We start from the raw sequence: 21,231 nt of genomic DNA, 5'->3' as shown, positions 1-21,231 counted from the left end.
TCCATTCGGATATATCCCGGAGTAGAATTTCCGGTTAAAGAAAAACCATTATTCGACTTATCAATAGTAAAATCAGTGACATTGGCTATACCGATAGGTGTTTGGGTCAGTGAAAATCGATTTCGCGCTCCTATGTTGATGGAAATAACTGCATCCTGCGCAAACTGGTTAGCAGAATTAATCGCGGCGTCACGTGCGCTATTGGCTTTGCTTGAGGCATCGCTGGCAGCTGCACTAATTGCTTCTAATTTTGCCGCGGACACATTGCCGTCGGCTTGGGTTTTCGTGTAGACATTCGACCCGTTTTGCACTTGGAAAATACCTTTGAAATAGCCGTTCTGGGTGTATTGGCCGTAGCCTGATAATGCGCCTAGATCTGCATCTACGATACCGTCAAGTCGACCGATACGAACGCGCACACTGTTTTGCGGATCAGTCCACTTACCGTACACCGTATCGATGTATGGCGCTCCGCTGTCGCTTGCCGTGATGTAGACGATTCCTTTGCGGTTGGCATCGGTAAAATTATCAATGCGCACTAGATCATCGCCTTCTTCTGGAATGCTTGCCCCGTCGATGATGTTTATAGTGAAATTTCCACTATTAACAGCAATCACGCGCGCGACGAAATACTTCATGCTACTACCATTGTATACTTGAGTTTGCAAAATGTCATCAACTCTGAACGGCACGCCTATAGTACCGCCATCAGTATCGATCGTGCAGAGGTAGTTTACCCCGGATGGAGTTGCTCCCGTGATCTTGATTCCGTCTGAAACAATTAAAGAACCATTAGTCGAACGAAGCTGGTTAACGATAAGTTCGTAAACATTGAAGTCTTGACGAACCGTCAGGCGGTCAAACTCCGCCATATACTTGCCGTTAGCATCCTTGCCGATTCTGTAGCCATGACCAGTAAAACCACTCGCGAAACTCGGCGAGCTAATTCCGGCAAATACTGGAGAATCATTGGCGCGAACTGGTTGATCTAGGTAGTCGGGTTGAGCATATCCATTCCAAAGATCAGCGCGCCCAGCCCACACTTTTGCAGAACCTAGCATTGCATAACTACCAGACTTCCACAAAGCATCCGTCGCTGCGTTTGCGACTTGAGGGATACGTAGAAAGTTCGTCGCAGTGATTCCGGCGAAAGCAACATTGTCACTTGAGCGTACGGGCTGCGTTAGGTACTCTGAACGCAGCACATTGTCCCACCTTCCGGCGTTATCGGAATATCCCGCATTAGCTTTAATGTTATTTAAAAACGTATAACCGTCTTTTGCGTGAAGATACATCTCCCCTGCTATCTTGTCGTCCACTGCGACCGGTGCAATAGGTATTGCCAACAAATCTTTGTTACGTGTTCCTTTGGTAATTAAATCAGAATCAGTTTCATTACCGATCGCCGTCACACTCTGCAAATCTTGAGGTTCAGTATTTGGCGTAACTGGCGGTGGTGGAATGAAAATATTACCGCCACCAAATCCACTTCCACTAGAACCTGATGACGATCTATTTTGACTTAGGGAATTTGGACCATGATCTATACCTCCATCAGGTAATTCCCACATTGGTAGTTGACGAAATGTGCCATTTAACAAATGATCTTTCGATGATACATCTCCCGATATCGGAGTCATTAACAATCCGTCATCATAAAGAAACAGGCCTGAAAGATTAGTAGGATAAAACGATACTGCACCGTCTATCATCGCCTTAGGTTTGTAATACCTACGCATAATGGATTTGGCCAATAGCAATCCGAGCGGTGATACCTCAAGCGAGTTGTCACGAGTTACCCATCGGTTATTTACTTCGCCGTTTACACGTAGTACGGAAATATGATCACCATTGTTTTCATCTCCAATTGGTATGGATATTCCATCCATTATATCGAAGTAATTCCCTTCTTGCGAATAGGTGTACAGTCTTCCGTTACCTTTTGTAGTTATTTTGAATAATCTAACGTTGGCTACGCGGACCGATGGATTATAATCGTCTTTTTTAAAAGTTACGTTCCCTGTTAACGAATAATCATTTTGAATGTACTTAACCTTATCTTCTTGTTTACCATCTTGTCTATACGATCGAGCGAAATCCTCTGGATTTTTGTCGCGATTACTGTACGTACGTCTGGCAGAACCAACGAAAGATATTGTCAAATCTCCATCTTCCGGAACGTCGTTCGAAGTGAGTTTGACTTCCGACATAGGCGACCAAACTCCGGCAGAGCCTGGTTCTCCGATGTTTCCAGCATTTCTTATATGTTGAGTGGAATAATTGGAATTAAAATGCCAAACATATTTATCATCTCTGACCCATTGACCGATTGGATTACCCGACATGAAATCAGCATCCTGCCACCCTTCTTCATCCTCATGGTTTACCAAATAATAAACCTTATTTGTTTTAGTAATCAATCGGATTACCATTGTAACATGCCATAGACTACCGAGAGATCGATCGTAATTATACTCTTTGATGCTTTGTTGCCATGACATTTTCAACACTTCCCCTTGCGACATTTGAATTGCCGCGTTTGGTCTAAGCCCATTGAAGGAATTGAACTGGTTAGGAGTCGTCAGTTCTACATAAGGTTTATCAATAGCAGCCCATGCTCTTTCGATACCAAATCGAATGGCGTACGCTGTGCTAAAGCGCTCCCAGAAAAGTGGAGTAAAATTAAACTTATCTTGGATCGTAGTGCCTTCGCTGAAAAGATGGTTTTTGATCAAATTAACAAGAGGATCCCCTTCGGCTTTATGCTTATAATTATAACCAACCGACACGCTTTTCAGCGTTTTATCGATGTACTTCGAGTTGCCTGACCTCTTGTGTTTTACTTTGGTAAAATTACAAGAAGAAAGATCTTCGACGACTTCTTTGCTTACGCGATCAACGAACTGTCCTTGATAATTGTATCTATAATACTCCGCTGATACTCTGTGAATATCCATAGACTCAACCGTCCAGCATCCATTATTTTGGCTTATTCGAACATCAAAAGCTAAAGCTATATCGTTTAATACGTCCCACGCATTCGCAGTACCATCTAAGTATTCATAATAATACTTTTTCTTCTCCTTTTCTTGACCAACAGCTTCTAGTTGGTAATCCGTGCCTATCCAAGTTCTTACATCTGCCGTAGTGATAACTAACGCATCTTTACTTTCGTCGAAAGTAGGCTCGAAAAAGTATGCTTGAATATCAAAGCCGGAACCTTGAATCATAGGTCGGGCAAGTTTTATCCCGGTACCGCCACCGCTTGAAACATCTGATCGATCTATTTCAATTATCTTGCTGCTTAATTCGCTCCCAGATTCTAGTTTGTATGAAATATAATTACCGACCTTAATCAAATCTTCAGGCAAGGAATTAAACATTGTACTAAACACAAAATCATCAGCACGTGATATTACATAATACGGCTTATACGTTTGGGATGCCTGTGATAAAATAACCGCGGCACGATCAACAAGCGTCAATATATCAAGCGGATTTGCCGTCTTTTTTAAACCTTCTTTTATGAAAGATAGTATTGACATTTGAAAAACACCATCCTCAACGCCATAGTTTTGACCTTTGTCATTGACAAACTTCAAGTCCTTTAGCCGCGTAAGACCATCGAAACACCTTATATTGATATACCTATAGCTGTTAGTATCTAACTCGTTGAATCCTTCAGGCGTCAAGAATCCAATCCAATCAACCTTTTCGTTAATTGTATGTACTATTTGAAATTCGCTATCATCAGCTGTATAGATATCCGCTACAGTGAAATTCGCACCGCTTATTAGTTGGAGTGTTGCGCTAGTTGGGTAAATGCCGCCTACAGCATCATCTGCGCTATCCACTATTGACTTTGTAAAAGGTATTGGACCAGCTTCGACACGTCGAGCTGATCCGCGATAATCCCTTTTTCTTATTGACAGGCGTGCGACATCGCCTACATTATTAATGCAATATTGATGAAAATAAATTTCCCTATACATCTTCTAACCTCTCCCAAATTTCTTTTCATTCCGTTGTCCTCTAGCATTAGATAGTCTGATTCGATCATTTCTCACATCACCTTCGACAATAACATTGACATCGAGTCGCTGTTTTACCCCACTTGCCCCAGTTGGGGCACCATTAAATGTAGAAAAGTTTTTTGCAATTTTAGGAGTTAGATCAGCCGGTGTTGGTATGTTTCCAGACCGCAATGCCTCTAGATTATTGACACCGATTCTACGTGTCGCATCCGCGTCAAATACATATTCTTTACCGTGCACTACACCAGCAACTTTATTGATAGCTACATTACCTGTGTATCCTCCATTTGCATATCCTCCTACGAATCCCGGAAGCACATTGGTTATGGCAGTCGATGCACCGCCTGTTGCAACTCCAAATATTCCTTGTAGTAATTTTATTGCTGCCAGCTTAGCCATCTCGCTGATGATTGTTGCAACCATCTGACGAAACACTTGCTCCATGCCTTCACCGAAACTTTGCCCTTGTGTAAGCATGTTGGCGAATGCATTACCGACTCCTGCGGACATTTGATCATAAGACGATTTTAGGGCACCAACCAGCTCTTGTTGATTAAGCAATGATGCTTGAAGTTTCTGATATTGTTCTTTAGAATATAATCCGGCTTGAAACTTCCTGTCTAGCTCGTCTAGTAGTACGTTTGTTTTTGCTAACGACTCATTGAATATATTACGACCGTCAACCATTGCCAATTGGGTTTCAATATCCTTTTTTCGAACAGATTCAAGTTTTTCCCAATACTCATTTTGCGCAGCTTGGTTGTACGCATCAGCCATAGCCTGCCCCATTTGCTTAGAAATTTGACCAAGCTCGACGCTCTTCCGTATAGCATTCTCTTTCTCGTTAACAAGTTTTCTGAATTCTGTATTTAAAATCCTTAAGCTACGTTGTCCAGCGGTTTCATTGAATCGGCGATCAAAAACAATATCGACTTCAACTTCATGTGAATCTTGTTTTCTTTTAGTCTTTACATCCTGTTTAGCAAGCTTTCGAACTTTATCCAACGAATCTTTTTGGAACTTAAGCGCATCATTCAACCCTTTCAATTTGATCTGGTTAACCTGAGATTGGTGATCACGTTCCAATTGCTCGATAGCTTCAGCATTTCCTTTTGCAGTATCGTACCAAGCTTTGTATTTCTGATCAACAGCTTCGATGTCTCGCGCTATCCCTTCTTTCAATGATAGAGAAGATTGATTGGCAGACTGAGTGAGAATATTCCGTAAAGCTTCTTCTTTTCGCTTCGCGTCGGCTATCTCCTTATTATGATCGCGTAAACCGCGTTTCATGTCAGAATTTATATTGTAAGCATCGGCATTTTTTTTAGCTACCTCATATTGCTTAGTAAGTTCAATCCATTCTTTAGTGCCTTTTTTACTTACTTCTAATGCATCTATAGATCCTTTTATGGATTTAACTTGATCATCCCAATACTCCTTGTTTTTTTTGATGGATTCATAGGTGATTTCGCCAGATTCTTGAGTTTTCTCATGATAAGCAATAACATCCTTTTGAGCTTTTGATAATGGGGCACCAATATCACGTAGAGCTTTTGCAGCTTCATAAGAATCACCTTGATCTTTAATGATCTCGTCTTTGATTAGAACAACCAGCTGCTCCTCTCTTCTAATAAACTTTTCCGAAGCGTTTGGAGCAGATATTTGCTTTTGTTTTAACTCCATTGTTCTTCTACGAGCATCAATTGTTCGTTGACTTTTTTCAAAGTTCGCATTAAGCTCATCTACGATACCTTTATTTTGAACTCGTTGGAGTTCCCGCATGTTATCGGTAAGCTCTTGTACTTTGACGCGATTTATATCGATAGCTTCTCCAAATCGATTCCATTCGGTAACTGCATTAGGCATTAAAGCCGCCATTTGCTGGATTACATCTTTTAAGCGGTGTTGTTCATCTTTGTTTAATGATGTTTTGCCAGTAAGTATATCATATTCACGTGCGAGATATACCGCATCACGGTAGCTTTGTTCGAATTTTGTCTTTAAATTTTCATGCTCTTGAGCAAGATCTCGGGTGGCATCTTTACTGCCGTTCATACTAGCTAGAATACTAGCAAGTCCATCAACTGTAAAAGTGTAGAAGCTCGTCGCTGTTCCTGATTTGAAAAGCAAATCCCATTCAGTCTTTAAACGGTTTACAGACGCTTGCATAGACTCTATACGCTGCGTTTTGTCATTACCGAAAGACTCATCGAGTTGACGGGCAAAATTTGGCAGAAACTCATCAGCAACAACCTGTCCCTGTTCAAGCATTTTGTTCAATTCTTTTTCGGTCACCCCCATGGCTTTTGCCGCTAATGCGAAAGCTCCAGGCAATCGCTCACCCAATTGGCCGCGAAGTTCCTCCGCCTGAACTTTTCCTTTGGAAAGCATTTGAGATAGTGCCAAGAAAGTTCCTTGTATCTGGTCACTACTCAATTTCAATTTACCTCCAGCATTTGCAACACTTTCGAAAATTGCGCGTGTCTCTTCTGCAGTCATGTTGGAAAACTTGGCTGCGCCCTGCCAAAGTTTGAACGCGTTGGCGGTAGTGACAAAGTCTAGACCTAATCTATCAGCCGAAACACGCAAGAACTTCATATTTGTATCGAAGTTTTCCGCTGATCCGGATGTTTCTTTTAGCGCCACATTAAGAGCATCGAGCTTCATATTTGTTTCGAAGGACTTCGTTAAGCCACTCACAGCTAGCGATGCTAATCCGGCAACTGACGTGAATTGACCGATGTAGGGTATCGCACCAGCGAATGCACTACCGTAATTACCGATATTGCGGTGATGATTACCCATCGCTCGATCGAATTCCTTCAACTTAGCGTTAAGCTTATTGTATTCATTAATTTGAATACGAACTTCCCTGCTGTTTATGTTGAATCCGTTGGCGTTTTCTCTTATTTGTTTACCTAATGCTGTAAGGCGTTGCTGCGCTTCGCGATATGATCCAGTAGCGGCAATGGTTTCTTGTCGGTTTCGTGCTTTCTCGTTGCGGAGTGCTTGTAGTTCGTTTTTGAGCCTTGCACTTTCCGTTCTTTCTGCTTCAGTTGCAGTTCTTTGCTTCTCCGTCGCCGTTCGAGCTTGCTCCGTCGCCTGCTTATCAGCGTTTAACGCTGCTGTTTTCTCTTTAATTTGATTACTAAGCTCTTGTCCAACTTTTTTAAGCTGTTCAATTTCGGCTTTGTACTTTTGGATTTCAGCGCGAGCTTTAGCGATATCGCCCTGGCTGTTACTAAAAGCTTCCATGTATTTATCCATGGAAATTCCACCCAATGCGCTTTTGATATTGGAAGCAATATCTTTAGTCGTTTTGCCTAAACTTTCGAACTTAGCTTCTATTTTGGATAGATTACGATCACCAGCAGCAACGAAATCCCCAATATTCTTTTCACCGTCTTTCAGTCCTTTTGAAAGCTTTTCGAGCTTGGCTCTAAGCTCTACACTTAATACTGCATCTGCCATACTTTATCTCTCCACTGTGCTCCTGATCAACTCTAAGGCAGCATTTCTTTCTTCTTCACTCCAGTTAGCAATATTCATCGATCTCGAAGCCGAAACCGTTTGATCATCGCGGTCGATTGGCCACCAATCCTCCGGTGTTTTAGCCATATCTTTAGGATCCGCCCATCCTTTCACTATAAAAAAAGAAAGGAGTCTAAGGTCTTTTTTGCGCTTAGTCTCCTTTTCGATATGTCCATGGTACATTAGACCAAATTCCACAGGAGTAAGGGCATAGTACTCTCGTGGCAATAATCCTATTTCCCCGAACGCGATTTTTTTGAGGTCGTCGAATGATTGACTACTCGCTTCTTTTTTTTTAATTCTTCATTCCCATTGGCCACAACATCCACTAAGTCATCTATAGCCTGAAATAGTCGCGATCCAGCTTTGCTCTTCTCGAAAGCAGCTAAAATCTCATTCAAATTGCTATCAACTTCTTTTTCTTCAGAAAAGAAATGAGTCTCCAGTATTTCCATCACGTCAGCATACAACATGTCTGGTACGACGGCTTGAATAGCGCAATGATTAAGATATCCAGCCCAAACGACATCAGATGCATACTTATTTGTCCCCATGTATGACGTTACAAGCTTTTGCATCTCTTCTAGAGCAACCATTCCAAAATGAAGGGGGATTGTTTCACCCCCAATTTTTAAGTCGATCTTCATACGATTACGCTGCTGGCTCCTTATCTTCTAAAGCTCCAGTACCGTTGATCGTTAAATCGAAAGTCACTGCTTCATTATGGTTTGCTGCTTTGGATAATGAACTGATATGCCCCATACCATAATCAACATCTGTAGACCCGACCTTTGCCATTTTCCAAGCGCATGTCTCACCAGCTTTCCAAATCGCTTTCAACTCCTTGTACGATGCTTCATCAGCCTTCAAGTCAGAATCAATAGCATTTCCATTGGCAGTCATGGTCCAGCTTGTTTCTCCGGGTAACGCTTCCTTTGCGTTGCCACTACATTTTGACGACGCCGTGATTTCGTCCGCGGACATATCGACACCGTTACTGATTAAGCAAGCCAATACTTTCCATGTTGTGGCCGCCGGTCTTTTAACAAATAATAGGTACTTACTCCCATTCTCAAATCTTAACGCCATCTTTCCCTAATTTTGAATGTTTAATTTATCTGATTTATACTGTGTTGAAATGTCAACACTTTCGTTATTACTCTCTCGCTACCCGTCTCGTCGACGATTGTTCTATTGGTCACTAAACGGGTATTCCATATATCGAAATCTTCACTTATCACAACACCTGTAGTGCTAATTGACGGATAAACCCGTTCTAATACCATATTCGATATCTCTTCGCTATCTTTCTTCGTTCCGGAACCAATTGGATACTTACAAACAATATTCAATGTTATCATGTAGTCTCCGGAAAACCCGCATTTAAAAGATGTTTCGGATGATGATTGACCTGAAACCACGATGTAATTTTTTTCTTCCTGATCTGCTATTTCATCGTAGGAAAAAACCTCTCCATCCTTAAAAAATATACCTTCTAAAGATTTGATGTAGGCAACTCTCAACGAATAACTTGCATCTTTCATCGTACTGATCTTAAACCGCTCCTTACGGCTTCTTTGAATCTAGTTGAGTGAGTATTCCAAGCTGGATATAGGAAACTATGCACCTTTGTTTTTCCTTTACCATTGATGTAAAATTGCTTAGCCACCTCTTGCCACTCTTTTGGCAAAGTTGGAACGTAGCTCGCAGCATATAGTCCGGTTCCAAATTCAAGATAGATAGGCATGTTTTTCATCATGCCGCTACCAGGCATAGCTTTAACACGTATCGCATAGCCGTATCCATTTTGGTCTGAAACAACCTCACCATAAATGAGAGAATCAATTTTTACTGGAGCGTTAAGCTTCGCCGCATTTTCCACATTGTTACCCACTAAGCGCGACGCATGACGAGTAGCATTACGATAGCCTTTGTGCTTACGAGCAAAATTTGCCTTCAGTGATGATAATCCTTTGATTGCCATAACTAATCTCCCGTTACTATGATCTCTACAAACCTATCCCGATACGTGTCTGTGTCAATACTATGAATGGCCATCTTTTTGCCATCTACTTCCGCTGTCATCGATCCTTCCAATTGCTTATCTGATCGATATCGGAAGCGGATGGATAAAACTTTCTTCAATTTGTCTTGAAATGACTGAGCAACCCGAGAAGCTTTGACGTGTTGGACATCAGCCATCGTTTGCCAATACAGCACCGGCAAAGTCGTAGTACCACCTCCCTCATCGCGCACACGCTCCATCCTGTAAATCGAAACGACCTCACTTCTACGGCCAATCAACGTGTGTTTTAAAGCCATAGATTACGATTATATGGTTTCACTAATGACTTTGCGCTATTACTTAATTCAACACCGGATATAACCTGCGACCTTTCAGATACGGTAAAGTTTTCCCTATTATCGTAATCGGTAGCCACCTGTTTCATAATAGCAAGCTTCAAATCAGCAGGAACTTTACCAAAACCAGCTTGATAGGTTACGACATATCCATTATGGCTATTGACTTTCAATCGCTGCGCCTGTGGAGACTCTAAGTACAAAGTATCGCCGTTTTCATCAACCAAACTTTCAATTTCTATAACTGGCGACATCGGAAGCCAGAATAACTTTGTGCTATCCGTGAATACCTCTAGTCTTTTTTTGATAAGGGATATGTTAGCGTATTGTTCAATCATAGAGCGAGCGGAGGATATGAGTGTCTTAAGCAAATCATCTTCTCCTATATAATCTTGGTCAATACGGCAAAATCTTTTTACCTCTTCCAAGCTTACGGGTTCATCACCGATAATATTTAGAACATTTACGCGAAACATAATTCTACTTTGCTTCTTTCGTTTTTACTTCCGTTTTGTCTTCTTTAGCAGATGCTTTTTTCGCTGGAGCTTCAATAACGTCAACCTCATTGTTGTCGATATATTGCTGGGCTTTCTTCTCACTCTTTTCGTTGAATTCTTCTCCGGGATGATAGAAACCTCCGCAATTGCATTTAGGATCTTTGCTGATTAGTACTTTTGCTTTCAACTTGTACATAATGATAGTATTTGATTTGCAGCATCCAGCGGAATCGAACCGCTGGCTTGTACCATAATGCTGATGCTTACTTAATGAAGCCTTTTGATTTTAAGTGATCTACTTGAAGCACTCCGACCTTAAGTTTATCACCATCTTTTTTGAACGGGTGTTTATCAGTAGCTACTACGTCAACACGCTTATGAAGGTCTACAACCTTACCCTTTGATTTTGATTCTTCAGCTTTCGCCATTTCTATCTGTTTTAGTTATGATTCATGGGTTAAGCAGCTGCTTCATCAGCTACAATTGCCGCCTTGATGTTGTCAAATGTGTCGTAAACGAAAGCAGTTTTATCGTGCTTCTTGATGTACGCATGAAGACGGCGCTCCACGATGATCGTACGTAAGTTTTTACGCAAATCATCATTCTCTGTGCCGATCTCGATGGTATATGGACCATAAGGACGTACATGGAACTTGCGCATATCTCCGACCAGCACGCTACCTACTTCGATTTCGTCTGACTTTACGACTCTAATCTCCGCGATCTGGATACGCTCACCATCTTTAGTAGCAAACAAAGGCATGATGTAATGACCATCAGATCCTTTAGTAAGCGCCAAATTTGTGAAATCGATCGAATTTACGAATGCAATATTTGGTGTATGGCGAAGCATTGAAACCTGTAATGATGCAGCTACAATAGCATCATAATTATTAGGATTAGCAACCGTTAGCCCAACAACGTTAAACGCCGCCGCTTGAACGATTAATCCTTTCGGCTCAGTTGCAATAGTACCATCTCCGTTCAATAGCTTGTCGTTTACTTCATCTTCAACCGCTTCAATACCGTCTTGACGAATTTCATCTGCTAGGATGCTAATATCCTGCAATGACTCTGTAGTTACTTTGAAAGCAACCGCAACTTTCTTTGCTTTAGACTCCTCTTGACTATACTCGAAAGAGCGCAAAGGTTTTAATTCACCTTCTCCAAGAAACTCCGCGTTACCTTCACTATTCTCACGATTAACCCACTCAATCGTCGCGGCAGTGGTTGCACGGACATTTGCGTTATTTAAAACGTTTCTTTGAGGAGCATTTGGGCGATTAATCCCACCATCAACTTCACGAGAAACAATCAGATCTGCGTTCCCGCCTACAGAACCTACTGTCATAGGACTAGCTACAGCTTTGATCTCCATCTTCGCGATAACTGTAGAATTACTCTTAGTGTCCATCGCCTTTTTCAAGTCTCCGTTTTCTTCAGCTTCCTTTAAAGCTTTTGCAAGAAAATCCTCATCGGAGGTCCTACGCGTTTTTGTTCCCTGAAGTTCAACGTCAAGTTGATCTAAATGCTTCTGCATCTCGTCTTGATTCTTCTCCAGCTCTTTAGCTTTCTTCTCTGCTTCATCAGCGCGAGTTTCAGCAGCTTTGATCTTCTCGTCCGCATTGTCTAACTGAGCTTTGAAACCTTTAGTTGCTTCATCAGTTGCCTGTTTCTGTGCTGCCTTTACTTTTTCTAAGGCTTCTTTTTCTTTTTCGTCCATCTCACTAATCTTTCTCGTGAATTTTAAATTATAAACCGTTGATTATTGACTCGTAGACCGTCGGCTTTTGCTCTACCGAAGTGGTCTTTGCCGGCTTAAGTAGACTTGAAAGTGACTTGATACGTTCGTTTAATTGAATGCATGTTTCATCGGTGTAGGTGGCATTGCGTAATGCCTTCTCAAGCATGGTAATTGTTGCTATTACTTCTATTTCCGATTTAATACCAATGATTGGAGTGTTGGCATTTGCGCCCCAGAATTGAAGGCTTGATCCTTCCAAAAGAATGTTTTCGTAAATGTAATTGGCATCAGCTTTCTGCTGTTCTTTCAATGTGATATAACCGTGGGAATGCTCGGTAATGATTCCATCTTCTACCATTTTCAAGAAGTCTTGACCAGCAGTATGGCGACCAGCTTTTGATTCATAGTATAGGCCGAAATCATCTTCTTTTAAAACGGTGATCTTGGCAATCGCATTCTTCTTGTTATGATCCAGAAGATGTTTGATTCTAGGGTGATTTGATTCTGGACCATTCTCGCGAATTGATTTTGCGAAGGCACCAGCCACGATAATATCACCATCGCTATCCTTTGAGCCAAAGTGAGCAAAGTAACCTGTTACGATCCCTTGCTTTACGTCTACATCTTTAAATCCTTGATTGATTCCCTTGGTTAACATTCCCTGCATAATCCCACTACACTAAAAAGAAAACGGGCGATAGAACCTCCACACAAATCTTGCTCACTTCTATCAACTCCCGTTTTACTGCCATTCCCTGACCACATTTACCTCACTACCTACAGAAACAATGATACATAGGTTTTTTAGTTTTCCAATTTATTTTGGAAAATTTTGCTAACCTAATTAGCCAGCACCAATGACAGTTTTTCGCTTGCTGGAATCCGAATATTTCATCAGCCCACTATTGATGTTCTTCAAACCATACTCACTCAAATCAATCAACGCTCCGTCGAAGTACTGGCCGGAGCCTTTCTTAGCATAAGCTATTGTGATGTGAGGTTTGTAAACTGGATAGTCATTTTGATATGTAAATTCCTCTTTCAATAACTGATTTAAACGTGTCAGATTTCCGTTCAGATCCTCTACATTGATCTTTATTACATCCATGTCATTTGAAAACACACCAATTCGTGTAGCGTCGATAGCTATTGGATTCTCACTAAGGAAGCGGCCAACAACCTCTGCCAAACGTGTAGTTTCCATAGCTTGGTCATCGAATCCATATAAAACCGTCAAATGCGGATCAAAATAATATTCTTCAACTATATGGCTTGGCACTAGCTTTCGGATACCATTCACCCAATCATTAACATCTATGTCTGGATAAAACATCAAACATCCTTTCAAGAATTCCGCTTTGGTTCTATCTGAAGTATTTAACAGCTTTGCCTTAACATCCGGAGTGACTCCATCGTTCGCGGCTGGCTTCTCCTTTCCTGCCTGTTGTTCATTGATTATCTCCATTGATGTAGGCTTGACATTCGTTGCGACCAACATCAGATCAGCTATAGGGTCGACATGTGCATCCCAACCCAATTCGCTTCGATATTCGTTGTATGTGAAGCCACCACTTGCATAAGTCTCTTTGATCAACTTAGCATCTGGCTGTAGCTCTGGGTAAAACTTGCTATCTGCTTCCAGAAAATAAGCTTTAGTAGCTACCTCATCTCCACCTTCCGACTTCTTCGTGTACATAGGCAACAACCAATTATTCAAACCCTCTGCTAGATCATTCAGTTGAGGCATGATAGTTTGCGTCACTAGGGCTTTGTATGCTCCTTCTTGGTTATCATACTTAGCGCCTTCTTTAAGGCCTAAAAGGATCGGATCAACGTTCATGATAGCGCATATCTTTCTCAATCCCTCTTTATCCGCCTCAATAAGCTTCATATCAGCTACACTATCTCCGACTTTTTGCACTTTAACTGGAGCATTAGTAGCGGTTATTGTTCCGTAATTCTCTACGCCTTGAATACGCTCTTTGATGCGATCATTCAGAATATCTAGCTGCTCCTGCGTCATTCCATCGAACGTGTCGTTGGGCGTTTCTGAACTCATTAAGAACGCTGATCCACCATTGATGAAAGCCTTTGTTTGCGCTGTTTGGTTCGCTTTACCACGATTGATTAAATCTCTTGCTACTTGTACCGGAGCTATAGCATGGAGTCCACCCCCGTTGTAGTTGTATAAAGGATTCCACTTTTTGATATGCAAGATTCGACTGGGATCAATATCTATTGGATTTCCGTCAAACGAGAATTGATAGTGCTTAATTGGGTTTCGATAGTCATTCGAATAAATCGGCTCTACCAAATGTGCTGGCAACGAGTACAGCGCCGTAGGCTTACCAGCGTTACGACCGCGAACCGGAATATCGGCGTAGATAAAGCATTCACCAAGCGTGTTGTAGAAACCTAGTACATCCTCAATGAACTGTGATCTCGTTTGATAATTATTTGGCTTATTGAGCAAATCCAAAATTGGATTATCCTCCACTTCCTTAAGCGCCTTCTCTTTGAGTTGTCGCTCTTTGGTAAAATGCTCGGACTTATTACGATAACTTAGGTAATAATCAAGATCGCCCTTTTGCTGATTCTTTACCTCATACAAACGCCATGGGCACGGCTTCGCTTTGTCCAATATCACGCGGACAACTGGAAAAACATTCTCACTATTGAACATAGCTTCTTCTAGTGACCCAGCCTTCCCTCCTTTCAGCAAATCGATGATATCCCGACTTACACTGATTACGGGATACACAGGAGCAAAAGCACCCGCACTTAAACTTTTCTTTTTAATCCAACTCCACATTCCCATACCGCACTCTAATTTTAGTTCGTTAACAGTTCAAATTTCTTCTTGTAGTATTGTGGGTAAACTGCGTATCGAATGGCATCTATTGCGTGGTTGTAGGCATCCACTGGTATTTTACTCTTCTTATCGTGCCAGACATAGTTGTTGAACTCTCGGCCCAGCTCAACGCTTTCCCGATCAACAATTATTTCGTCAAAGTCTTGCATAATTGCAATACCGGCCGTAACGCTTCCCTGCCCTTTAATAGTTGGCTTTATATTGTTACCCAATCCTTTTAACTCGGATATCAAACGTGGCTCCGCACTGTCTCCATAAATCAATGCGTTGCGGGCATGCTCGCTGTTGATGTCGTATATTTCGCTTGTTTTTAGTTTCGGCTTGTAGGTGTGTAGCTTTACGTATAAGCGTTTACGTTTCTTATCGATAGATGTTTGTACGAGTGTCGTAGGATCCGTGCTAAATCCGAAATCTTGCCCCCAAACACTCGGTGCGACCTCTTCAAATTCTCCATATCTCCAGTTGGTAAACACAACACCTTCCGCATTATTTAGCCACCCGCCGAGCACCGAGTGTTTGTAATATCGAGCTAGTTTGACTAATCTAGGCTTCGTTACTTCCAATTTAATCAAATCATCTTCCGTAAACGATTTGGTCTCTTCGTATGCCAGCCTAGCTTCTTCAAATTCTTCCCAAAGGTTATCGGCGATATGGTCGCGTTCCATATCTAAGTAGGTAGAGTGGATATACAGGATGTTGCCGACAATACCATTGAAGCCTTCCTGTACACCGCGCTCCTCAAAAAACTCTTTGTATATCCAATGCTCTTTGGTTGCAGGATTTAGAATGAGGACGTTTAGGTTTCGTTTTTCTGCACGAATTGATTTCTTTATCTTATCCCATTGCTTGAAATCGGGCATCTCCTCTGCTTCTTCCAAAACGAAAACCGAAAAGCCCTTTAACGACTTTAATGATGCTGTCTGATTACCGGATGATGTCTTGATGCCCTTGAATACGATTTTTGCTTTACCATCGACTGTATTGACGCGATCCTTAAGGACTTCGAACGCTGGCTCACAATTTAGGATGTCAATCTTTTCTTTGAACTCTGGAATAATGGAATCTTCAGTAGTAGCCATTGTATATCTGGTGTACAATACTGACCTCGCATGATCTTTCGCCGCGATGCACATGGCCGTACCCGCCGCGAAGGACTTTTGACTATTACGTCCACCGGTTACAACAACTGTATCAACCTTGTACAACGGATCATCTGCAGGAGCATCGAACCATTGAAATAGCGGCTCATACTTAGCACTAATCTTTAGTTCCTTCTCCGCTACTTCCATCTGGATTACTTCCCCTGGTGAACACTATTTTGGTTGGAGCAGACATAGAACCGTCGCTTGAGGTGTGATCAACGTCTAGCCTATCGCCGTACTTTTTAGGCTGCATTTTTGATAACGCCCACTTACGAGCATCGATCCTTAATCGGCTACGTTGGACTATATCGCCCCGAATTATCATCTTTCCTTCATCAGATAGATCCGTGTCAGCGTTGGACTCGTCAGCTATTTCAAGTATCTCATCGAACAGCATATCGGACCTGATATCCATCGCGCGCGCGTACTGGTCTTTTAATTGGTTATCTTCACTCACCCATTTCAAAAATAAGCTCATTGAAGGGAGTATGTCTCGGTTAGCGTATAATAGAATGGAGCGTAGGCTTTCGCCGTCACAAATCCTATTTATGATCGCTTCTATTGCTTCCGCCCTCTTTTCTTCTATCCATATATCCGGACGTCCTACTCCCATATCTACCTCACTAGCGTTCCAATCAAATGTGTAAAAGATTTTCTCAAAAAAAAAGACCGCCAATTTGAGCGGTCCTAAACTGTGTTGTATTATACTTTAATTTCGATTTCCTGATACTATGCGAATCACTTTCACACTACGACCATTCTTATCTTTAAGATTATCCCCTACCTGAGTTCCAAGCGGAGCGACAAACGCCGCGTCTTTGATTCCTCCTTGATATTCTACACGAACAGCCATCAAACCGTTATTTGCCAAACTGATGTCATACCGTTCTGCGCTTTTTCTGTGGTCTTCTTGCACCCTTCTATCAAATCCCTCACAAGAAGTGAATGAGATTGCCAATGTTAATACTGTGATGATGTTAAATAATACCGTTTTCATGTTCTTTTTGTTTAATGTTTAACCTTAATTGTATGACACAAATATAGAATATATATTCTATACATCTACTACTTTTATAGAATTATTATTCATTATTTTATTTATTATCTTTGTTTATGGATTTGAAGAAGTTTTTAGAGGATCATCCGGTAATCAATAAGGCCGAATTTGCTAGACTACTATGGGTTGAGAATAAAGCGGCTAATACTAAATTAGCCAATAAAATCGCCGAGCATGGCAAACAGCGTATTACTGAAAAAGACGAAGCTCGGGCAAAGGAAGTTCTTGCTGGCATAGCGAAAAAGATATTGGAGTATATACACGGTTAATGCTGCTATGTTGCTGCTTTGTTACCGACCTTTATATCATGTAGCTGTTTGTTACAATTAAATTTGTTCCGCAAATGTTCCGTAAATAAGTCGAATTAACACGTTAATATATCATTAAAACGTATTATTATCGGTTTTCTAAACCGTCGGTCAGGGGTTCGAATCCCTTTTGGCGTACTTTACAAGAAGCTTCCGATCATTCGATCGGGAGCTTTTTTGTTTTAAGCTTACCTAAAAAAATAGACTCTCGTTGCTCAAAACATTTGAATTTGCTATTTTAAACAACAGCAACAAAACCTTAATGCATGAAAACTTTATTCACTATCCTTACCTTATTCTTGAGTCTATCCTTCGCTCACGCGCAGGAAAACGAAGAAAAACCTAAAGCAAAAGAAGAATATTGTATGGTCATTTTCGACCCATCGCAATTTAGGTCTTCCGGGATTAGTATTTCCGTTGATTTTGGACAGAAAAGTTCAGGATTATTTGATAGAAAATTCCTTCGAGATGAAAACGACAAAAAGATGGAATTCGATTCTATTATCGACGCACTCAATTATTTAGCAAGCCTTGGTTGGGAATTTGTGAACGCATACGCGGCGAAAGATAATATTGACAACACGCGACATCATTATATTTTAAAACGAAAAACGGCGGAGGCAATTTTGTGAAATCGAACATTTAAATTACACAAAAAAACGGAGCCACTGTTCAGTAGCTCCGTTTCAGTTACGCATTAATTACTAGAAGACTTTTGGTCGACTTAATCCACACGTTTGAAGTTGCCAGCCAAATCGAAAACAAGATCAATTCCGCTCGGTGTAAGTTCTACGTCGAACTCATTTCTATCCTTCTCAATGCTTGAAATTTTCTGACCTGAATACGTTTTAGCGATGTAATCTTTGATCGGTTGAATAACAAATCCATCTGGAATTGCTGCCGTACCCGGACCGTCCACTTCTGTCCAATTGCCATCTTTGTCGAATGAAATTTGTGTTCCATCATTCAACGTTACTTCGTATTCACGTCCGTTCAAACCTTCGCGTTCGCGTTTCACATTGGCAATGGTCGCATTCGGGAAGTTCGCAGAAACAAAAGTCGATGCAGTTCCCGGCAAATCCGCGGCCTGCACATTCTCTTCCTTGTCGCAAGAAAGTGTAGCAACAGCGATCGTTAGTAATACAAGCGTGTTTAGAATAAACTTTTTCATGTTTTTGATGTGTAAGTTATTAGTGATTGATTTTTATAAATTTTCCTTTTCTATTAAATTCTAATTCGAGACCATTTGAAATAGCAACTAAATATTTATCGTCGTCTCGTCGCATACGTACTACAAAGTTTTTCGGAAAACTTCTAGCCAAATATATACGCACCTTTTCTGGAACAATAGCGAGCGGTAATGCAGCACGTTTTCCGTCCAACTCTTTCCAATTTCCCAATTCATCGAACTCAATACTTTTGCCGTCACGCAGTTTTACTTGAAAAGCATCTTTAGCAAACCAAGATTTTATTTCAGAAGTTACCGACGATACTTGCACGCGCTCGTAATGCTCCATCAGAAAATCTTTTGCTTTACTCGGTAGCTCAGCTACAGATACTGCTTTCTTTTGGGCGTAGGATGTTGCCCAAAACGAATACATGATCACACCTATAAAAGCGATTCGCCAAACTTGCTCCATACCTAAACTACCCCATTTACAAAGGACAATATTCAGGTGAGTTTTAGGAAAAATTTAGGAATTATCGAACGTTACAGAAAATTGATGAAAATTTTGTTCAAAAAAATACGCAATGCCACCTCCCGGGGTAATATCCAAGATAGATTTCACAAGTGATAAGCCTAATCCACTGGACTGAATGGCATCCGAACCTTTGTAAAATCGATTGTATATATAAGATTCTGGCAAAGCTCCCGTTGCGCTGGAGTTCCGAATTTGCCATGCGTTGTCGACGATCTCAATCTGAATTTCTCCACCACTTTGCGTATAACGAATAGCATTTCGAATAAGATTAGAAAGCGCCATCGTTAGCAAATCCAGATTCCCTGTTACAATTAAATGATGTTGAAAGTCAGCGTGAATATGCACACCTTTATGTACAGCAATTTCGTTGAGATTTTCCAACAGCTCCGACGTGATTTTGTTTATATCCACTTGCTGTGTTTGAACAAACTGCCGATTTTCGATGCGCGAAAGAATTAAGAGCGAACGGTTCAAGTCGATCAATCGTTGCAGTGCAGATTTCGTTTCGGACAACTTAATAAGTAGTGACGGTGGCGTTTGACTATCATCCATTATCAAGTCAATCTTATTAACGGTAATCGCTAATGGAGTTTGTAGCTCATGCGACGCATTTTCGATAAATAGCTTTTGATCGGCAAAAACCGCAGCATTACGTGCAATCATTGAAGCAACATGCTGCTGCAAATTATTAAACTCTTGCACCTCGGTATCTACAGCTGCAACATTTGCGGTAGTACCCACTTCATACGCATTCAAATCTTTTAATATTGCGTAAAACGGTTTCCAAGCAGTTCTAAAAATCCTGTATTTGAGCAGGAAAAAGATCCCTAAAACGACCGCAACATATAAAACAAATAGTGCTGTAGACAAATCGATGATTAGATCATCGCGTTCGACCGTCGAAGCGCGAATTTCCAAATGATAAGGCAACTTATCAGGTCCGTAAAACATGGTTCGCAACACACGATACGGCTCGTCCTCGTCGTCGTAAGGCATATAGAAAAATTCGTGCGAAAAGTTGTTACGTTCATCAATCTCACTTCCTTTGGCAGCATGAATTCGAAATTGATTGACCCCGTATGTCGACAGCTTTAATATTGATGGATCCTCATAGGCCGAACGCAGTATAGTAATCTTTTGGTCGCGTAAGCCATCATCTACATTATCATATACTTCTTCCAATATATAGGCGTAGAAAAGCAGCGCCCAAATGGTCATCACTGCAAAAATAGCCAGCATGAAATGGCGCATCATATATTGCTGTAGAGAAACCAACTTTTTCATTCGATTTAAATCAGTTTGTAGCCAACTCCGTAAACAGCTTGTATATCCAAATCTGCACCATGGTCACGCAATTTTTTACGAAGGTTTTTTATTTGAGAATAAATAAAATCTAAACTATCTGCCTGATCAACAGCATCTCCCCAAATCGATTCTGCTAGCAATGATTTTTGCACTAATTTCTCTGGCCTTATAATAAAGTAATAGAAAACATCAAATTCTTTACGATTCAACAACAATTCTACACCGTCGACTTCAACACGTCGGTCTTCTGGCCAAAGCAACACATTCTTATAACTAAGCTGATTATCTACGTGGTTATTGTGCCGACGAATCGCAGACTTTACACGAGCATGTAGCTCTGCTAAATGAAATGGTTTGGGGAGGTAATCATCTGCGCCTAGATTTAAGCCTTCAATACGATGATCCACAGAGCCTTTAGCCGATATTATAATGACTGGGGTAGCATCGCTGCGCTCCCGCAAATATTTTAGCAATTCGCTTCCATCTCCATCTGGTAATGTGAGATCTAACAAGATGCACGCATATTGGTAAATAGAAACTTTTTCCTTCGCCGTCTCGAAATTGTTTGCCAGCTCTGGCAAATAGCCTTCCGAAGATAAAAACTTCGCGATCGTTTCCTGAAGATCCTGCTCGTCTTCGACAATTAATATTTTCATTCAGTATATTCCAAAATAGAT

At 41.2% G+C, this 21,231-nt stretch carries 23 protein-coding genes and 1 tRNA gene; 3 read left to right on the top strand and 21 right to left on the bottom strand.

What is annotated here, in order from left to right; genetic code table 11:
* The 17 genes from ACFSQ3_RS01095 to ACFSQ3_RS01015 form a co-directional block, all read right to left on the bottom strand.
* A partial coding sequence (locus ACFSQ3_RS01095; protein WP_380866745.1) for a hypothetical protein occupies positions 1-3,992 on the bottom strand: 3,992 nt, incomplete at its 3' end.
* A 3-nt stretch (positions 3,993-3,995) separates the two neighbouring features.
* Positions 3,996-7,505 carry a tape measure protein gene (locus ACFSQ3_RS01090; RefSeq protein WP_380866744.1) on the bottom strand — a complete coding sequence of 1,170 codons (3,510 nt, stop codon included), beginning with the start codon at positions 7,503-7,505 and terminating at the stop codon, positions 3,996-3,998.
* A 3-nt stretch (positions 7,506-7,508) separates the two neighbouring features.
* A complete protein-coding gene (locus ACFSQ3_RS01085; RefSeq protein ID WP_380866742.1) occupies positions 7,509-7,652 on the bottom strand; it encodes a hypothetical protein in 144 nt (47 codons plus the stop codon).
* A gap of 146 nt (positions 7,653-7,798) precedes the next feature.
* On the bottom strand, positions 7,799-8,212 hold the full coding sequence (locus tag ACFSQ3_RS01080) for a hypothetical protein (protein WP_380866741.1): 414 nt from the start codon (positions 8,210-8,212) through the stop codon (positions 7,799-7,801).
* Between the two features lie 4 nt (positions 8,213-8,216).
* Positions 8,217-8,654, bottom strand: coding sequence for a phage tail tube protein (locus ACFSQ3_RS01075; protein ID WP_380866739.1), 438 nt, complete (start codon positions 8,652-8,654; stop codon positions 8,217-8,219).
* Positions 8,655-8,674: 20 nt separating this feature from the next.
* Positions 8,675-9,109, bottom strand: coding sequence for a hypothetical protein (locus ACFSQ3_RS01070; protein ID WP_380866737.1), 435 nt, complete (start codon positions 9,107-9,109; stop codon positions 8,675-8,677).
* The gene (locus ACFSQ3_RS01065) at positions 9,106-9,549 is read right to left on the bottom strand and encodes a hypothetical protein (protein WP_380866735.1); all 444 of its coding nucleotides are present in this window, start codon (positions 9,547-9,549) and stop codon (positions 9,106-9,108) included. Before ACFSQ3_RS01065 ends, ACFSQ3_RS01070 begins: the two co-directional genes overlap by 4 nt.
* A gap of 2 nt (positions 9,550-9,551) precedes the next feature.
* Complete coding sequence (locus ACFSQ3_RS01060) at positions 9,552-9,887, bottom strand: phage head completion protein (RefSeq protein ID WP_380866733.1); 336 nt, start codon at positions 9,885-9,887, stop codon at positions 9,552-9,554.
* Entirely contained in the window at positions 9,878-10,402 is a 525-nt protein-coding gene (locus tag ACFSQ3_RS01055; protein ID WP_380866732.1) for a head-tail connector protein, read from the bottom strand. Before ACFSQ3_RS01055 ends, ACFSQ3_RS01060 begins: the two co-directional genes overlap by 10 nt.
* Positions 10,403-10,406: 4 nt before the next feature.
* A complete protein-coding gene (locus tag ACFSQ3_RS01050; protein WP_380866730.1) occupies positions 10,407-10,619 on the bottom strand; it encodes a hypothetical protein in 213 nt (70 codons plus the stop codon).
* A 67-nt stretch (positions 10,620-10,686) separates the two neighbouring features.
* Entirely contained in the window at positions 10,687-10,851 is a 165-nt protein-coding gene (locus tag ACFSQ3_RS01045; protein ID WP_380866728.1) for a hypothetical protein, read from the bottom strand.
* Between the two features lie 29 nt (positions 10,852-10,880).
* Positions 10,881-12,146, bottom strand: a complete 1,266-nt coding sequence (locus ACFSQ3_RS01040; protein WP_380866727.1) for a phage major capsid protein — start codon at positions 12,144-12,146, stop codon at positions 10,881-10,883.
* A 28-nt stretch (positions 12,147-12,174) separates the two neighbouring features.
* A complete protein-coding gene (locus tag ACFSQ3_RS01035; RefSeq protein WP_380866725.1) occupies positions 12,175-12,825 on the bottom strand; it encodes an HK97 family phage prohead protease in 651 nt (216 codons plus the stop codon).
* Between the two features lie 186 nt (positions 12,826-13,011).
* Entirely contained in the window at positions 13,012-14,985 is a 1,974-nt protein-coding gene (locus ACFSQ3_RS01030; protein WP_380866724.1) for a phage portal protein, read from the bottom strand.
* Between the two features lie 14 nt (positions 14,986-14,999).
* Positions 15,000-16,328 (bottom strand): PBSX family phage terminase large subunit, encoded by a 1,329-nt coding sequence (locus ACFSQ3_RS01025; RefSeq protein WP_380866722.1) that lies wholly within the window; start codon positions 16,326-16,328, stop codon positions 15,000-15,002.
* A complete protein-coding gene (locus ACFSQ3_RS01020; protein WP_380866720.1) occupies positions 16,297-16,794 on the bottom strand; it encodes a terminase small subunit-like protein in 498 nt (165 codons plus the stop codon). The genes ACFSQ3_RS01025 and ACFSQ3_RS01020 overlap by 32 nt, the downstream gene beginning before the upstream one ends.
* A gap of 96 nt (positions 16,795-16,890) precedes the next feature.
* Positions 16,891-17,178, bottom strand: coding sequence for a hypothetical protein (locus ACFSQ3_RS01015; protein ID WP_380866718.1), 288 nt, complete (start codon positions 17,176-17,178; stop codon positions 16,891-16,893).
* 116 nt (positions 17,179-17,294) lie between these two features.
* Here ACFSQ3_RS01015 and ACFSQ3_RS01010 point away from each other — a divergent pair, with 116 nt between their 5' ends.
* The 3 genes from ACFSQ3_RS01010 to ACFSQ3_RS01000 all read left to right on the top strand — a co-directional run bounded on the left by ACFSQ3_RS01010 (position 17,295) and on the right by ACFSQ3_RS01000 (position 18,178).
* Positions 17,295-17,507 carry a hypothetical protein gene (locus tag ACFSQ3_RS01010; RefSeq protein ID WP_380866717.1) on the top strand — a complete coding sequence of 71 codons (213 nt, stop codon included), beginning with the start codon at positions 17,295-17,297 and terminating at the stop codon, positions 17,505-17,507.
* A 100-nt stretch (positions 17,508-17,607) separates the two neighbouring features.
* A tRNA-OTHER gene (locus ACFSQ3_RS01005) sits at positions 17,608-17,684 on the top strand.
* A gap of 128 nt (positions 17,685-17,812) precedes the next feature.
* Positions 17,813-18,178 (top strand): hypothetical protein, encoded by a 366-nt coding sequence (locus tag ACFSQ3_RS01000; RefSeq protein ID WP_380866715.1) that lies wholly within the window; start codon positions 17,813-17,815, stop codon positions 18,176-18,178.
* A 92-nt stretch (positions 18,179-18,270) separates the two neighbouring features.
* Here the strand turns inward: ACFSQ3_RS01000 and ACFSQ3_RS00995 are convergent, their stop codons facing one another.
* From ACFSQ3_RS00995 to ACFSQ3_RS00980, 4 genes are read right to left on the bottom strand one after another with little or no spacing between them, the layout of a single operon-like run.
* On the bottom strand, positions 18,271-18,717 hold the full coding sequence (locus tag ACFSQ3_RS00995) for a PepSY-like domain-containing protein (RefSeq protein ID WP_380866714.1): 447 nt from the start codon (positions 18,715-18,717) through the stop codon (positions 18,271-18,273).
* A 19-nt stretch (positions 18,718-18,736) separates the two neighbouring features.
* Positions 18,737-19,186 (bottom strand): PepSY-like domain-containing protein, encoded by a 450-nt coding sequence (locus ACFSQ3_RS00990; protein ID WP_380866712.1) that lies wholly within the window; start codon positions 19,184-19,186, stop codon positions 18,737-18,739.
* 54 nt (positions 19,187-19,240) lie between these two features.
* The gene (locus tag ACFSQ3_RS00985; RefSeq protein WP_380866711.1) at positions 19,241-20,533 is read right to left on the bottom strand and encodes a sensor histidine kinase; all 1,293 of its coding nucleotides are present in this window, start codon (positions 20,531-20,533) and stop codon (positions 19,241-19,243) included.
* A gap of 5 nt (positions 20,534-20,538) precedes the next feature.
* Complete coding sequence (locus ACFSQ3_RS00980; RefSeq protein ID WP_380866709.1) at positions 20,539-21,210, bottom strand: response regulator transcription factor; 672 nt, start codon at positions 21,208-21,210, stop codon at positions 20,539-20,541.
* Positions 21,211-21,231 lie beyond the last annotated feature (21 nt).

The sequence above is a fragment of the Sphingobacterium corticis genome (assembly GCF_042684745.1).
Taxonomy (GTDB): Bacteria; Bacteroidota; Bacteroidia; order Sphingobacteriales; family Sphingobacteriaceae; genus Sphingobacterium; species Sphingobacterium corticis.
The sequence above is the reverse complement of the archived record's forward strand: the minus strand, read 5'-3'. Positions and strand labels throughout refer to the sequence as shown.

Bases quoted from the DNA above. Each gene is read 5' to 3' on its own strand.
- ACFSQ3_RS01065 (WP_380866735.1), bottom strand. From the start codon at position 9,549: ATGGCAATCAAAGGATTATCATCACTGAAGGCAAATTTTGCTCGTAAG.
- ACFSQ3_RS00995 (WP_380866714.1), bottom strand. From the start codon at position 18,717: ATGAAAAAGTTTATTCTAAACACGCTTGTATTACTAACGATCGCTGTT.
- ACFSQ3_RS01055 (WP_380866732.1), bottom strand. From the start codon at position 10,402: ATGTTTCGCGTAAATGTTCTAAATATTATCGGTGATGAACCCGTAAGC.
- ACFSQ3_RS01050 (WP_380866730.1), bottom strand. From the start codon at position 10,619: ATGTACAAGTTGAAAGCAAAAGTACTAATCAGCAAAGATCCTAAATGC.
- ACFSQ3_RS01045 (WP_380866728.1), bottom strand. From the start codon at position 10,851: ATGGCGAAAGCTGAAGAATCAAAATCAAAGGGTAAGGTTGTAGACCTT.
- ACFSQ3_RS00980 (WP_380866709.1), bottom strand. From the start codon at position 21,210: ATGAAAATATTAATTGTCGAAGACGAGCAGGATCTTCAGGAAACGATC.
- ACFSQ3_RS01035 (WP_380866725.1), bottom strand. From the start codon at position 12,825: ATGTTAACCAAGGGAATCAATCAAGGATTTAAAGATGTAGACGTAAAG.
- ACFSQ3_RS01020 (WP_380866720.1), bottom strand. From the start codon at position 16,794: ATGGGAGTAGGACGTCCGGATATATGGATAGAAGAAAAGAGGGCGGAA.
- ACFSQ3_RS01085 (WP_380866742.1), bottom strand. From the start codon at position 7,652: ATGGCTAAAACACCGGAGGATTGGTGGCCAATCGACCGCGATGATCAA.
- ACFSQ3_RS01060 (WP_380866733.1), bottom strand. From the start codon at position 9,887: ATGGCTTTAAAACACACGTTGATTGGCCGTAGAAGTGAGGTCGTTTCG.
- ACFSQ3_RS01030 (WP_380866724.1), bottom strand. From the start codon at position 14,985: ATGGGAATGTGGAGTTGGATTAAAAAGAAAAGTTTAAGTGCGGGTGCT.
- ACFSQ3_RS01015 (WP_380866718.1), bottom strand. From the start codon at position 17,178: ATGAAAACGGTATTATTTAACATCATCACAGTATTAACATTGGCAATC.
- ACFSQ3_RS01040 (WP_380866727.1), bottom strand. From the start codon at position 12,146: ATGGACGAAAAAGAAAAAGAAGCCTTAGAAAAAGTAAAGGCAGCACAG.
- ACFSQ3_RS01080 (WP_380866741.1), bottom strand. From the start codon at position 8,212: ATGAAGATCGACTTAAAAATTGGGGGTGAAACAATCCCCCTTCATTTT.
- ACFSQ3_RS01025 (WP_380866722.1), bottom strand. From the start codon at position 16,328: ATGGAAGTAGCGGAGAAGGAACTAAAGATTAGTGCTAAGTATGAGCCG.
- ACFSQ3_RS00985 (WP_380866711.1), bottom strand. From the start codon at position 20,533: ATGAAAAAGTTGGTTTCTCTACAGCAATATATGATGCGCCATTTCATG.
- ACFSQ3_RS01090 (WP_380866744.1), bottom strand. From the start codon at position 7,505: ATGGCAGATGCAGTATTAAGTGTAGAGCTTAGAGCCAAGCTCGAAAAG.
- ACFSQ3_RS01000 (WP_380866715.1), top strand. From the start codon at position 17,813: ATGAAAACTTTATTCACTATCCTTACCTTATTCTTGAGTCTATCCTTC.
- ACFSQ3_RS01075 (WP_380866739.1), bottom strand. From the start codon at position 8,654: ATGGCGTTAAGATTTGAGAATGGGAGTAAGTACCTATTATTTGTTAAA.
- ACFSQ3_RS00990 (WP_380866712.1), bottom strand. From the start codon at position 19,186: ATGGAGCAAGTTTGGCGAATCGCTTTTATAGGTGTGATCATGTATTCG.
- ACFSQ3_RS01070 (WP_380866737.1), bottom strand. From the start codon at position 9,109: ATGAAAGATGCAAGTTATTCGTTGAGAGTTGCCTACATCAAATCTTTA.
- ACFSQ3_RS01010 (WP_380866717.1), top strand. From the start codon at position 17,295: ATGGATTTGAAGAAGTTTTTAGAGGATCATCCGGTAATCAATAAGGCC.